Genomic DNA, 13,911 nt, shown 5'->3' on the forward strand with positions numbered 1-13,911 from the left:
AACATGAAGGATTGGCATAAAAGTGTAGTTTATCAAATTTATCCGAAGAGCTTTAATAGCTATTACAATAAAGAAACCGGTGATATAAAAGGGGTTACAGAGAAACTAGATTATTTAAAAGAACTCGGAGTAGATTATATTTGGTTAACACCGATATACCAATCACCACAAAATGATAATGGATACGATGTAAGTGATTACTACCGTATTGATCCATCTTACGGAACGATGGAAGAGTTTGAAGAGCTTTTAGAGGAGGCGAAAGCACGTAATATTGAAATTATGCTTGATATCGTTGTAAATCATAGTTCGACGGAGCATAAGTGGTTTAAGGAAGCGAAGGAAGATAAAAATAGTCCATATCGAAATTATTACATTTGGCGTGATGAAAAAAATAATTGGCAATCTAAGTTTGGTGGATCTGCTTGGAAATATGATGAGAAGACAGAGCAATATTATTTACATCTATTTGATGAAACACAAGCGGATTTAAACTGGGAAAATGAAAAACTTCGTGAAGAAATATATGATATGATGCGCTTTTGGCTTGATAAAGGGGTAACTGGATTCCGATTAGATGTTATTAATTTAATTTCAAAAGATCAACAATTCTTAAATGATGACGGAAGTACAGCGACAAGCGATGGACGTAAATATTATACAGATGGCCCGCGTGTGCATGAATATTTACAAGAAATGAACCGAAATGTTTTTGAAGGGAAAGATGTAATTACAGTTGGAGAAATGTCATCTACGACAATTGATAATTGTATTAAATATTCAAACCCTGAGCGTAATGAATTAAGTATGACGTTTAGTTTCCATCATTTAAAAGTTGATTATCCGAATGGTGATAAGTGGACGAAGGCTGATTTTGATTTTATTAAATTAAAAGAGATTATGTCTAATTGGCAAATTGAAATGCAAAAGGGCGGGGGATGGAATGCGTTATTCTGGTGTAATCATGACCAGCCTCGTATTGTGTCACGCTTTGGTGATGATAAAGAGTATCGAAATGAATCTGCGAAAATGTTAGCGACAGCCATGCATATGTTGCAGGGCACACCTTATATTTATCAAGGTGAAGAAATCGGCATGACGAATCCTAAATTCGAGTCTATTGAGCAATATCGCGATGTAGAATCGTTAAATATATACGATATAAAGCTGGAAGAAGGATTATCAAAAGAAGAGATTATCGGGATTTTAAAACAAAAATCTCGTGACAACTCCCGTACTCCAATGCAGTGGAATGAAAATATGAACAGTGGCTTTACAACAAGTACACCTTGGATTTCGGTGGCTGAAAACTTTAAAGAAATAAATGTAGAGAAGGCACTAGAAGATAAAGAGTCTGTATTTTATCATTATAAAAAGTTAATCGAACTTCGAAAAACGTATGATGTAATTGCAGAAGGAGAATATGCTATTTTGGATGAAAATGATCCTAAAATTTGGGCATATACTCGTACTACAGAAAGTGAAGTGCTACTTGTTATAAATAACTTCTATGGAGAGGAAATAACGTACTCTGTTCCAGCGCACGTTCAATTAGATGGAATGAAACAAGAAGTATTACTGTCGAATTATAAAGATTCCAGCAAGGATATTACAAACCTTGACTTAAGACCATATGAATCAATTGTATATCGATATACGAAATAAAAGGTTGTATGCCTGCGTGGCATACAACCTTTTATTTTAAGACACCACTATACAAAATGCTTACTTCTACCTCAGGCTTAAATTTTACTTTTGCATAATCTTTATTCCAATTTTTTTTCTTCCATAGGTCAGGATGATAAGCGATAAGATGTCTACCAATTCCGAAAGCATCACAATTTGCCTTTTGTAAATTTTTCGTTATTTTTTTCGCTTCTTTCGTGAGCTGTTTGGATAGTTCCTTATTTAGTTTTTTTCTTTCATCCATTTTGTAAAGATTATCTCTCGGAGCTTCAAGGGCTATAACTTTTAATTGAAGCTTAATGTGAGCATAAACATTTCCTTTTTTATCTGTTGTTATTTTTAAGTCTCGTTTTAGTTTTCTATTGCTAATTTCCATTGTTAAATAATCGGATGTCTTCTTCGATTCATCACTAGTAAGTTTTTGAGTTATACGTGCGCTTGTTCCCATTTTTCCAGTTAATAAAACGAATAAAACAGATTGTTTCAAAGGTAAATGCCCAGTTAATTTGTCTTTATTAAATAAAGCCAACCCGTCTGTAATAACTTCTTTTCCTTTTATTTTTATAGAAGGGAGGGTAAAGTCTTTACCGGGGTCTAACATTTTTGTAGCGGCTGTCTCCAAAGTTTCTTTTGGAAATACACTCATATCTTCTAAGCTTTTCACTTTTTTCTTTAGAAAATCTCCAATTAGTAAATTTCCTACTTTCTTTTTTTCTAGTATCTCGGATGTTTCACCATCTACTGCAATAAGTTTTACTAAAGCAGTTGGGTTTGTTGGGTCCCGAAAGCTGACATCTAAATAAGGTAATATACCTTTTTTTAGAATTTTGGTTCCTAGTAATTGAACACCATATTTGAAATAGCGAATATTTCCAGTCACATTTTTTTTTAGAGCATCGCTTGTATCCCTTATGTTATGCCCCGTTGCTGAATGTATTTCATTCTCAAATGAAGATTGCTCGCCGCTTGAACTTTTTACGAGCTCAATTGTTTGCTGGAGTTTATTCTCTTCCGTAATATCAGATCCAATACTATAAGCTAACCTTGCTTCTCTTAATGGTTCTTGATCCCAACAGCCAGAAAGGAGGGAACTAGCACATAATATAGAAAGTAATTTAGCTTTTCTTTTGAACATACTGTTCTCCTTTCTTATTTCGTATCACAGAATAAAGTAGAAATAAAAGAGGGAGGACAACTATGAAAATATAGGTGAACTTATCAGTGAAAGTTGAGATTACTTTTAATTCTTCCGGTGTATCTATAAACAAGGCTACACTAAAAGCAATAATACCAACGATTGGAACAGCCTTTTTATGATTAGTAAGGTTGAATATATGTCCGATTCCGATAGAAGCAGCACAATAATAACTAGCGATAGAAGCAGCAACAGTTATCATCCAAATTGGTATGAAGAGTAAATCAGTCCGGTCTATAATTCCGATGTGTAAAGAGCGTAATAAGTAAGCAACTGGTTCAGGAATAAGCTCAACTTGTTTCGGACTAAATACGATAAAGCAAATCCAAACAGTAAAAGTATAAAAAAGAGTTACAAATCCATTCGCGATAGAAATTGCTTTTAGTCGTGCCACAGGATTCCCATTTACTTTTGGGAAAGCGATAAGAATAATTTCAAAACCATACATAGCTGTAATTGTTTCCTTGGATGCTTGAATAATATTCCACCATCCGGCTTCTGTAATAGGAAAAATATAAGAAAAATCAGCTCGCGTGAGTCCTAGGGCAATTAAAAGAGCCATTGGAATAATAAGAATAGAGGCCATGACATAAAATCGTACGATGACTTTAAACGTGTTATAAGCTATATAACAGCAAGCTATTGTACATAGTATGAGAATTGCAGACCATGGAGTTGCTTGTAAAACCCATACTTTAATGACATTACAAGCATTTAACATAACTGTCATACCGATAAGCGTAAAATAAAGAACATATAAAAAACCTAATAGTTTTCCGAATTTATTACCAAACATTATAGAAGAAATGTCATACATAGTTGCATCGGGAAATCTTCTTAATAAAAACCACATAAGTAAAATAATAAGTTGAATCGCAAGCCCGGCGATGAGTGCAGAAATCCATCCACCACCTTTTGCTATCGGGTGAAGACGGTTAGGTAGAGAAAGTATCCCCACTCCGATTTGGCATTGAATAACGAAAAAGGTAAATTGAACAAGTGAAATTTTACTTTGCGTGTTTGTCACCATTCTCATCCTCTCTCGTTACGTGTTGGCGTTGCATTTTTTTCGGTTTTGGATCATGTGGTCGTTCCCAAAATGACCAAATTGGTAGTCTTACAAAAGAATCTTTCATATCTTTAATCCGCATTGGTGCAACAGGAGAAAGATATGGTGTATGAAAAGAATGAAGCTGACATAGGTGAACGAAAGTTATAATGAGACCGAATGATATTCCTAAATATCCGAATATGGCAGCAAGAATCATTAATGGAAAACGAAGAATTCGAACTGCTGAACTCATATCGTTTGATGGAACGAGAAAAGATGAGATTGCAGTTAAAGCTACAACGATAATCATTGTGTAAGAAACGAGTCCAGCTTTTACAATTGCATCACCAATTACTAAACCACCTACAATACCGATTGTTTGGCCAACTCGGCTTGGTAAACGAATACCAGCTTCCCGTAATAATTCGAAAATCAATTCCATCAAGAGAGCTTCAAAAATAGGAGGGAGCGGTACTTTCTCTAATGAAGCTTTAATTGTATACACAAGTTCAAGCGGCAATACATCAGGATGAAAGGCTACGGTTGCGATATATATAGCTGGTAAGAGAAAAGCAATCAAAAAACTGACTAAGCGAATCATTCGGACGAAAGAACCGACAATCCAGCGGTTATTGTAATCATCTGGTGATTGATAGAAAGCAAATAACGTAACAGGAACGATAAGTGCTGTTGGATCACCGTCAGATAAAATAGCAACTCGTCCTTCCATTAAATTTGCTGCGACTCTATCTGGACGCTCTGTATTTAATTGCTGCGGAAATGGTGAGAAAGACGTATCCTCTATAAATTCTTGTATATATCCTGGAGGCATAAGTGCATCCGTTTTAATCGTTTCTAATCTTCTTTTCACTTCTGTAATTAAATCGTCATTCGCTATATTTTGCATATAAGCAATTGCCACTTTCGTGTGCATTTCTTCACCGATTGTAAAATACTTAACAACTAAATTTGGACTCTTAATGAGTTTACGAATAGAGGTTAAATTAGTTGCTAGATCCTCTACAAAACCAGTATGTGGACCGCGCACAATCCCTTCATTATCAGGCTCTGCTATATCTCTCTTTAAAGATAAAGCTGTTTCGAAAATACAAAAACTGTCGACGTGTTCATGAAAATATAAGGATTTACCTTGTAATAAGAGCTGCACGCCATAATTTAAATTCGTTTCCTTTTTCATATTTAATGTAGAAAAAGCTTTATCTAAAGCTAAATCTGACCGCGTCAATAAAGGCTCAAGGGCTAATTGATGAATTAGATTTGGGTCTGCTAAAGATTCGATATATAGGATTGTTCCTTTTCCGTTTTGAAAAGGGAGATCTAATTTTTTTATATCGTCTGAATGACAGAACTTATTTTCGATATAATTAATGTTTTCTGAAAGTGATGGAAACATATACTTTTTACTATTATCTTGTTTTGAATTTTCCTGTTCAGTCATAATTTCCACCTCTATTAGAATAAAGTTACTCCTGTTAATTTTTGCTTTTTGTGAGAAATTTATGCTTGGGTTATTTGAAAAAAATAAACTTGAAAGTTACGTTACGTCACCTTCTATACTTAAAGAAACACGGAGTGGAGGGATGGAGTATATGATTTTGAAAAGTATGTGGGGATGGAAAGAAATTTTATATTTATTAGTTTTCGTATTTCTTATTGTCCCAGTAACAGTTGAAGCTCTTTTTTATGAATATGCTTTAAAAATAATAGGGAACTCATTATATGCTGGAGTATTAATGGGATTTATAATGGCAGTGATATTTACTACTGTAGTTTATCTTTTTTGTATAAAAAGATATCAACTGTCTTGGAAAGATATTGGAATTCGAAAGCTTTCATGGAAAGATTTTTTCTGGACAGTTATAGCATTGATTGCCTTAATTGTAGTTAGTATTGCTGTATTAGTGATAATGGAGAAAATGGGGATTTCTTTTGAAAATAGTAAAACGGAGACGGTCCAAAATGATAAATCAATATATTCGTTTTGTATCGCGGTAATTGGAGCAGCGATTATATCACCGATTTATGAAGAAATTTTATATCGAGGTGTTTTTTATACATTTTTTCGTGATAGGTATGGTATGTGGGGCGGTATACTTATAAGTTCCATAATATTTACTGTTGTTCATATTCCAACATATAACACATTACCAGTAAACTTTTTAAGTGGAGTAGTATTTGCTTGGTTATATGAGAAAACAAATTCTATTTTATCGGCTATGATTGTCCACACATTATTCAATTTCATAGCAGTACTTCTCACATTTGTGTCGAATTAAGAAGATATATAGGAGGGATACATATGGAAATAGCAGTAGAACGAGTTTTTACAAAAGAAATTTTAGCAAGAGCAGCAAAGACATTTCATGTAACAGTGGAAGAAAAGCCACTTGGAGATTTTGAAAATTATATTTTTAAGGCAAAGGGTGATCGTGGCGAAGATTACGTATTGCGTTTAACCCACTCTTCTCATCGTTCTAAAAAAGAAGTCGAAGCTGAACTAGATTTTTTACGATATGTTGCGGAGAATGGGGCAAAGGTAGCAGGACCCCTTTATTCAGCATCTCAAAATCTTGTAGAAGAAATCAGAGCAGAGGATGAAACTTTCTTTTTCGCTTCTTTATTTACATATGCAAAAGGTGAGCAAGTAAAAGGAGCGGAATCGCCTTATTGGGGAGACGCTTACTTTGAAGCATGGGGAAAAGCGATTGGACAACTGCATCGCCTTACAATGGATTATTCTAAAACAGACTACCGTGATACGTGGGAAGAAGATGAGAGTGGGATTGTTAATGAATTAGAAGATGATCAAGTGAAAAAGATCGCTGCGGTATTAATGGATGAGATAAAAGCTCTTCCAATTGAAAGAGAAACGTTCGGCCTTATGCATGGGGATATTCATCCAGGAAATTTTCATTATGATGGTAAAGAGCTAACAATCTTTGATTTTGATGATGCGGCTTATAATTACTTTATACACGATTTAGCGATGGTTCTTTATTACTCTGTTCTATTTACACCGTGGACAGCGGAAGAGAAGACCGATTTTGCTCGTAAACAATTACAAGTGTTAAGAAAAGGATACGAATATGAACATAAGCTAGCGGATAGTTGGTATGAATCGTTGCCGTTATTTTTACGTTTACGCGATATAGGTTTATATGGCACGATCCAAAAGAAATTTAAAGGGAAAGATATGCCAGATAATTTCCGAAAGTTATCAGAAGAGCTATACGAAAGAATTATAAAAAAAGAAGCAATTGTGAATATATAATACATTCTGTTCAAAACAAAGTATATAAAACAAATATATACTTTGTTTTTTTATACAAAAATATGTTTATTTTATTAAAATAATATTGTCATAGATTCGGTATACATTTATAATTTTTATATATTCTGAATATTCTTGATAAAAAGGAGGGGGAATATTGGAAGCTTTCGTAAATTGGTTAAATAATATTGTTTGGAGTCCAGCACTTGTTTATTTATGTTTAGGAGCAGGTTTATATTTTTCAATTCGAACGAGGTTTTTACAAGTAAGGCATGTAGGAGAAATGGTGAAGCTGACATTTAAAGGAGAAAAATCAGAGGCGGGTGTTTCTTCATTCCAAGCGTTAGCGCTTTCGTTATCTGGACGCGTTGGAACAGGGAATATAGCTGGGGTAGCAACGGCGGTTGCCTTCGGCGGACCAGGAGCTGTATTTTGGATGTGGGCAGTAGCCTTTTTAGGAGCAGGATCAGCTTATGTAGAATCTACATTAGCACAAATCTATAAGACAAAGCATCAGGGACAGTTTCGCGGTGGACCTGCTTATTACATTGAAAAAGGTTTAGGTGTGAAATGGTATGCTCTAGTATTTGTTGCAGCGACAATTCTTGCAACGGGGCTTTTATTACCGGGTGTGCAAGCAAATAGTATTGCTGTAAGTTTAGAGACAGCTTTTGGAATTAATACTACTCTATCAGGGGCTTTATTAGTTGTTGTATTAGCTCTTATCATCTTCGGTGGAGTAAAGAGAATTGTTAACGTAGCGCAAGTTGTCGTACCGTTTATGGCTGTTGGGTATATTTTAGTAGCTTGTGTTATTGTCGCTATGAATATTGAAAAATTGCCAGAAGCATTTATGTTAATTATAAGAAGCGCTTTTGCATTAGAAGCAGCATTTGGTGGTATTATCGGTTTAGCAATTTCTTGGGGAGTAAAACGAGGTATTTACTCTAATGAAGCAGGGCAAGGAACAGGGCCACATGCAGCGGCAGCAGCTGAAGTATCACATCCAGCTAAGCAAGGTTTAGTGCAAGCATTTTCCGTTTACATTGATACATTATTTGTTTGTTCAGCAACAGCATTTATGATGATTATTACAGGCATGTATAACGTATTTGATGCAAGCGGAAAAAACTTTATCGTAAATAAATTAAATGGTGCTCAGCCAGGGCCGGGATATACACAGGCAGCGGTAGAATCTGTTTTCCCTGGATTTGGAAACGGTTTCGTTGCAATCTCGTTACTATTCTTTGCATTTACAACAATTATGGCGTATTACTACATTGCAGAAACGAATATCGCGTACTTAAATCGTGATAAAGACCGCCCTTGGCTGTCTATGGTACTAAAGTTTGTATTTTTAGGAGCTGTATTCTACGGTTGTATCAAAACAGCAGCAACGGCTTGGGCTTTAGGCGATATCGGTGTAGGAATTATGGCATGGGTAAATATCATTGCGATTTTACTATTACAAAAACCTGCATTAGTTGCATTAAAGGATTATGAAAAGCAGAAAAAAGAAGGAAAAGATCCAGTATTCGATCCAGGGCCATTAGGAATTAAAAATGCTGATTTCTGGGAGCATGAATATGGAAAAGATAAGAAAGAAGAAGTATCGTAATGGAATAGAAATGAAAAAGCAAAGGGGAAATTCCTTTGCTTTTTTTATGGACAAAATGAGGCTGGAAGTTATTTTTTTGCCTATTTTTGAATATAAAAAGAATGTACATGCTTTGTTAGGGGAAGGGGTGAGTATGGTGATAGAGTTTCGTAATGTAAATAAATATTATGGTAACTTTCAAGTTTTAAAAGATATTAATGTGCAAGTGAAAAAAGGTGAAGTGGTAGTAGTTGTTGGGCCTTCTGGATCAGGAAAAAGTACATTACTTCGGTGTATAAACCAGTTAGAGTCAATTACAGATGGAGAGTTAATTGTACAAAATACGGAGGTACACAATGCGAAAACAGATATGAATGAATTACGCCGAAATATCGGAATGGTCTTTCAACATTTTTATTTATATCCACATAAAACAGTTCTTCAAAATATTACATTAGCACCTATTAAAGTAAATAAAATTTCAAAAGAGGAAGCAGAACAAACAGCGATGTTTTATTTAGAGAAAGTAGGAATTCCAGAGAAGGCTAACGTGTATCCACATCAATTATCCGGAGGACAACAGCAACGGGTGGCTATTGCTAGAGGGCTTGCGATGCAGCCGGAAATTATGCTATTCGATGAGCCTACGTCTGCTCTTGATCCGGAGATGATCGGGGAAGTACTTGATGTTATGAAAACGCTAGCTAAAGAAGGGATGACGATGGTTGTTGTCACGCATGAGATGGGATTCGCGCGGGAGGTAGCCGATCGGATTTTATTTATGGATGATGGCAAAATCATTGAGGATACAACACCGGCGCAATTTTTTGCGAGCCCTGAACAAGAAAGAGCGCGTCTATTTTTAAGCCGAGTGTTAAACCATTAAAGGAGGAATTTTATGCTTAAAATGAAAAAGTTGTTTACCTTAATTGTATTTTCATGTTTATTCGTACTTGTCGTTGCTGGATGCGGAAGTAAAAAAGATGAGGCGAAAGAAACCAATACGAAGCAAGGCGGAGCCGTTGAGCAAATTAAGAAGCGCGGGAAGTTAGTAGTTGGGGTGAAGAATGATACGAACTTATTTGGATTGAAAAATCCTTCGACAGGGCAGGTAGAAGGATTTGATGTTGATGTTGCAAAGGCGCTTGCGAAAAAGATTCTTGGGGATGAAAAGAAACTAGAGTTGAAAGAGGTAACATCTAAAACGCGTATTCCACTACTGAAAAACGGTGACATTGATGCGATTATTGCAACAATGACAATTACAGAAGAACGTAAAAAAGAAGTCGATTTTTCAGATGTATATTTTAAAGCAGGGCAATCGTTACTCGTGAAAAAAGGGAGCAATATTAAAAGTATTGATGATGTGAAAAAGGGCGTAAAAGTGTTAGCAGTAAAAGGTTCAACATCGACAAATAACATTCGTCAAAAATCACCAGAAGCGACTGTATTAGAATTTGAAAATTACAGTGAGGCATTTACAGCGTTAAAAGCAGGAAAAGGTGATGTTTTAACGACAGATAATGCAATTCTTTACGGCATGGCAAAACAAGATTCAAATTATGAAGTTGTCGGGAAAATTTTTACGGATGAGCCGTACGGAATTGCAGTGCAAAAAGGTGCAGATGATTTAACGAAAGAGATTAATAGCTTAATTAAAGACATGAAAGCAAGCGGAGAGTATGACAAATTATATGAGAAATGGATTGGGCAAAAACCAGAGAAGTAAAGTGATAAATAGTAAAAGTGAGAGGATGAGAGTACTCATCCTCTTCTTGTAAAGAAAGAGGGGAGAATATGTGCCTGATTTTTCTATATTAACGAATAACATTGATATGTATTTAGAGGGTTTTAAATATACAGTGTTGTCTAGTGTAATCGCATTAATAGGCAGTTTTATTTTAGGGGTAGTATTGGCGGTAATGCGTATTGCACCGATTCGCATTTTAAATTGGTTAGGAGCTGCTATTGTAGAATTTGTAAGGAATATTCCGCTCGTATTAATTGCATTTATATTCTATTTCGCTTTACCTGTAATAGGAATTACTTTAAATGGTCTTGTAGCAGGAACAGTTACGCTTACCATATATACTGCAGCGTTTATTGCGGAAGTTATTCGAGCTGGTATTTTATCAGTTGCGAAAGGGCAAATGGAAGCAGCGCGTTCTTCAGGACTGACGTATACGCAAGCAATGTACTATGTCGTTTTACCCCAGGCGATGAAAATTGTAATCCCTCCTCTAGGAAATCAATTTCTCAATTTAGTAAAAAACTCTTCCATACTCGGAATTATCGCTGGTATGGATTTAATGTATCAAGGAGATTTAATTTCAACGAAGACGTTTGTTACGTTCGACGTTTATATATTTGTCGGGATGTTTTATTTAATATTAACAATTCCGCTCAGTATGCTAGTGCGTTATTTAGAAAAACGCTTAGCAAAGGAGGCGGTGTAAATGGATTTTAAGGGAGCAATAACAGGTGATCATATTCTGTTTTTATTAAAAGGATTACTTATAACGTTAGAGGTAGCGCTCGTAGCGATTATACTTAGCTTTATTATCGGTAGTGTAATAGGGATATTGCGCTACATGAAAATCCCTATCGTCTCACAAATATTAGGAGTTATCGTTGAAGTAATTCGAAACTTACCACTACTTTTAATTATATTTTTCACGTATTTTGCACTTCCAGAAGCAGGCTTGAAATTAGAAATTATAACGGCTACAATTGTTGCTTTAACAATATTTGAATCAGCAATGATATCTGAAATTGTTCGAAGTGGCCTATTATCTATTGAAAAAGGACAGATTGAGGCTGCAAGATCTTCAGGATTAACGTATGTGCAAGCACTTTGGCACATTATTTTACCACAAGCATTAAGAAGAATGGTCCCGCCACTTGTCAGTCAGTTTATTTCATTGCTGAAAGATACAGCACTAGCAGTCGTTATATCACTACCGGAGCTTATGCATAATGCTCAAATTATTAGCGGACAAAATGTAAATTATATGATTCCAACGTTTATAGTAGTAGCTTGTATGTACTTTATTGTAAACTATAGTTTATCAATTTTATCGAGAAGGTTAGAACTTCGTTAACTCTTACAATATATGTAAGGGTTTTTCCTTGTTTCTCCTTATTTTCCTCTAAATAGAATCTAAATCTTGCAATAATTCGATTTTTTATATTATTTTATCAGAAAAGTTTTAATTTTATATAGAAAATGTAATCGCTTTCGTGTATATTTTTATTATCAGAAAATTTTAACAAGATATAGGGGTATTGGTAGGGGGAGGATTTAGATGCAGCAACAAACGAATGAGAAATTACATCGTACGATGAAGAGTAGACATTTATTTATGATCGCACTAGGTGGTGTAATCGGAACTGGTTTTTTCTTAGGTTCAGGTTACACCATTAATCAGGCTGGACCAGGGGGAGCCATCCTTTCCTATTTAGTAGGCGGATTTATTATGTATTTAACAATGCTTTGTCTGGGAGAGTTAACGGTAGCAATGCCAGTTTCAGGTTCTTTCCAAAAGTATGCGACGAAGTTTATTGGACCAGGAACGGGATTTATGATCGGCTGGCTATATTGGCTTGGCTGGGCAGTAACAGTAGGACTAGAATTAACGTCAATCGGTTTAATGATGAAAAGATGGTTTCCGAATGTTGATGTTTGGGTATGGTGCCTTGTATTCGGCGTTATTTTATATGCTTCAAACGCTATCTCAGCGAAGAGTTATGCTGAATTAGAGTTTTGGTTCTCTAGTATTAAAGTAGTTACAATTCTTGCATTTGTTGTTCTTGGTGGTAGTGCATTATTAGGGTTTATATCATATGACGGAAAAGAAGCAGCACCTCTTTTCTCTAACTTTGTAAGCGATGGTGGATTATTCCCGAATGGACTAGCTGCCGTATTACTTACAATGATTACAGTTAATTTCTCGTTCCAAGGAACAGAGTTAATCGGAATTGCAGCGGGAGAAAGTGAAAATCCAGAAAAAACAATTCCACGTGCAATCCGTAATACAGTATGGCGCATCATGTTATTCTTCATTTTAACAATGACGATTTTAGTAGGATTAATTTCTTGGAAGGAAGCAGGCGTAATTGAAAGTCCATTCGTAGTCGTATTTGATAAGATCGGTATTCCATACGCAGCTGATATTATGAACTTCGTTATTATTACTGCGTTATTATCTGTAGCGAACTCTGGATTATATGCAGCGACGCGTATACTATGGTCACTTGCAAATGAAGGAATGGCACCAGCATCTTTCCAGAAAGTAAATAAGCGTGGTATTCCAATTACAGCACTAGTTGTAACAATTGCTGTAGCTGCTTTATCTTTATTAACAAGCTTCCTTGCAGAAGATACAGTATACATGTACTTATTATCTATAGCTGGTTTATCAGCTGTTTCAAGTTGGATCATTATTGCTTTATCGCAACTTCGCTTTAGAAGTCAGTATATAAAAGGCGGAGGAAAGTTAGAGGACTTAAAATATAAAACACCATTATATCCAATTGTTCCCATTTTAGCTTTAATTACAAATAGTATCGTTGTTATTAGTTTAGCGTTTATTCCAGAACAAAGAATGGCGTTATATTGTGGTATTCCATTTATCATTTTCTGCTACATATATTATTATATAAATAAGAAACGGCAGAAACCGATGAAGGTGGAGACAACAAATGAAACTAACCATCAAACAAGATGATATTGAGGCAGATTTATCGTATGGTCAATTAGCGATTGGAAAAGAAAACGGGTATTCACCTTTACAATTACTCGTTTCTTCTATCGCAGGATGCAGTGCAATTGTCTTTCGAACAATTTTAGAAAAGAAACGTATTACATACGATACGTTTACAATTGAAACGGAAATTGGTAGAAGTGAAGCTTTATCAAAACCAGTTGAAAGTGTTCATTTGCACTATAAAATTAAAGCACAAAACATTACAGAAGAGCAGTTGGATAAGGCACTGCAACTGGCAGTGAAAAATTGCACGATTGTTCAATCTGTAAAAGATAGTATAAAGGTTACGGAAACAATTGAACTAATAAAATAAAACATAAAAAC

General features: G+C 35.2%; 13 protein-coding genes. 10 read left to right on the top strand and 3 right to left on the bottom strand.

Features of this window, described 5'->3' with window-relative positions; all coding sequences use genetic code 11:
- Positions 1 to 3: 3 nt before the first annotated feature.
- Complete coding sequence (gene treC, locus MR079_RS15980) at positions 4 to 1,665, top strand: alpha,alpha-phosphotrehalase (protein WP_139869384.1); 1,662 nt, start codon at positions 4 to 6, stop codon at positions 1,663 to 1,665.
- A gap of 31 nt (positions 1,666 to 1,696) precedes the next feature.
- Here the strand turns inward: treC and gerKC are convergent, their stop codons facing one another.
- From gerKC to gerKA, 3 genes are read right to left on the bottom strand one after another with little or no spacing between them, the layout of a single operon-like run.
- Entirely contained in the window at positions 1,697 to 2,821 is a 1,125-nt protein-coding gene (gene gerKC / locus MR079_RS15985; RefSeq protein ID WP_242294269.1) for a spore germination protein GerKC, read from the bottom strand.
- Positions 2,802 to 3,908 (bottom strand): GerAB/ArcD/ProY family transporter, encoded by a 1,107-nt coding sequence (locus tag MR079_RS15990; protein ID WP_242294270.1) that lies wholly within the window; start codon positions 3,906 to 3,908, stop codon positions 2,802 to 2,804. The genes gerKC and MR079_RS15990 overlap by 20 nt, the downstream gene beginning before the upstream one ends.
- Entirely contained in the window at positions 3,889 to 5,391 is a 1,503-nt protein-coding gene (gene gerKA / locus MR079_RS15995) for a spore germination protein GerKA (protein WP_242294271.1), read from the bottom strand. The genes MR079_RS15990 and gerKA overlap by 20 nt, the downstream gene beginning before the upstream one ends.
- Before the next feature lie 151 nt (positions 5,392 to 5,542).
- Here gerKA and MR079_RS16000 point away from each other — a divergent pair, with 151 nt between their 5' ends.
- The 9 genes from MR079_RS16000 to MR079_RS16040 all read left to right on the top strand — a co-directional run bounded on the left by MR079_RS16000 (position 5,543) and on the right by MR079_RS16040 (position 13,900).
- Positions 5,543 to 6,229: a CPBP family intramembrane glutamic endopeptidase gene (locus MR079_RS16000; RefSeq protein ID WP_242294272.1), complete on the top strand. Its 687-nt coding sequence runs from the start codon at positions 5,543 to 5,545 to the stop codon at positions 6,227 to 6,229.
- 23 nt (positions 6,230 to 6,252) lie between these two features.
- Complete coding sequence (locus MR079_RS16005) at positions 6,253 to 7,224, top strand: phosphotransferase enzyme family protein (protein WP_242294273.1); 972 nt, start codon at positions 6,253 to 6,255, stop codon at positions 7,222 to 7,224.
- A gap of 157 nt (positions 7,225 to 7,381) precedes the next feature.
- Positions 7,382 to 8,842, top strand: coding sequence for an alanine/glycine:cation symporter family protein (locus MR079_RS16010; RefSeq protein WP_000387151.1), 1,461 nt, complete (start codon positions 7,382 to 7,384; stop codon positions 8,840 to 8,842).
- A 136-nt stretch (positions 8,843 to 8,978) separates the two neighbouring features.
- Positions 8,979 to 9,707 carry an amino acid ABC transporter ATP-binding protein gene (locus MR079_RS16015; RefSeq protein WP_167496996.1) on the top strand — a complete coding sequence of 243 codons (729 nt, stop codon included), beginning with the start codon at positions 8,979 to 8,981 and terminating at the stop codon, positions 9,705 to 9,707.
- Between the two features lie 12 nt (positions 9,708 to 9,719).
- Positions 9,720 to 10,550, top strand: a complete 831-nt coding sequence (glnH, locus tag MR079_RS16020) for a glutamine ABC transporter substrate-binding protein GlnH (protein WP_000916487.1) — start codon at positions 9,720 to 9,722, stop codon at positions 10,548 to 10,550.
- 70 nt (positions 10,551 to 10,620) lie between these two features.
- A complete protein-coding gene (locus tag MR079_RS16025; protein WP_242294274.1) occupies positions 10,621 to 11,277 on the top strand; it encodes an amino acid ABC transporter permease in 657 nt (218 codons plus the stop codon).
- Positions 11,278 to 11,922: an amino acid ABC transporter permease gene (locus MR079_RS16030; protein WP_242294275.1), complete on the top strand. Its 645-nt coding sequence runs from the start codon at positions 11,278 to 11,280 to the stop codon at positions 11,920 to 11,922. It abuts the gene before it with no gap.
- Between the two features lie 204 nt (positions 11,923 to 12,126).
- A complete protein-coding gene (locus MR079_RS16035; RefSeq protein ID WP_242294276.1) occupies positions 12,127 to 13,548 on the top strand; it encodes an amino acid permease in 1,422 nt (473 codons plus the stop codon).
- Positions 13,523 to 13,900, top strand: coding sequence for an OsmC family protein (locus MR079_RS16040; protein ID WP_000778865.1), 378 nt, complete (start codon positions 13,523 to 13,525; stop codon positions 13,898 to 13,900). The genes MR079_RS16035 and MR079_RS16040 overlap by 26 nt, the downstream gene beginning before the upstream one ends.
- The last annotated feature ends 11 nt before the right edge of the window (positions 13,901 to 13,911 follow it).

Source organism: Bacillus cereus group sp. BfR-BA-01381 (assembly GCF_022663555.1).
In the GTDB taxonomy this organism is placed as follows: domain Bacteria; phylum Bacillota; class Bacilli; order Bacillales; family Bacillaceae_G; genus Bacillus_A; species Bacillus_A pacificus.

Bases quoted from the DNA above. Each gene is read 5' to 3' on its own strand.
- treC (WP_139869384.1), top strand. From the start codon at position 4: ATGAAGGATTGGCATAAAAGTGTAGTTTATCAAATTTATCCGAAGAGC.
- gerKC (WP_242294269.1), bottom strand. From the start codon at position 2,821: ATGTTCAAAAGAAAAGCTAAATTACTTTCTATATTATGTGCTAGTTCC.
- gerKA (WP_242294271.1), bottom strand. From the start codon at position 5,391: ATGACTGAACAGGAAAATTCAAAACAAGATAATAGTAAAAAGTATATG.
- MR079_RS16000 (WP_242294272.1), top strand. From the start codon at position 5,543: ATGATTTTGAAAAGTATGTGGGGATGGAAAGAAATTTTATATTTATTA.
- MR079_RS16005 (WP_242294273.1), top strand. From the start codon at position 6,253: ATGGAAATAGCAGTAGAACGAGTTTTTACAAAAGAAATTTTAGCAAGA.
- glnH (WP_000916487.1), top strand. From the start codon at position 9,720: ATGCTTAAAATGAAAAAGTTGTTTACCTTAATTGTATTTTCATGTTTA.
- MR079_RS16030 (WP_242294275.1), top strand. From the start codon at position 11,278: ATGGATTTTAAGGGAGCAATAACAGGTGATCATATTCTGTTTTTATTA.
- MR079_RS16035 (WP_242294276.1), top strand. From the start codon at position 12,127: ATGCAGCAACAAACGAATGAGAAATTACATCGTACGATGAAGAGTAGA.
- MR079_RS16040 (WP_000778865.1), top strand. From the start codon at position 13,523: ATGAAACTAACCATCAAACAAGATGATATTGAGGCAGATTTATCGTAT.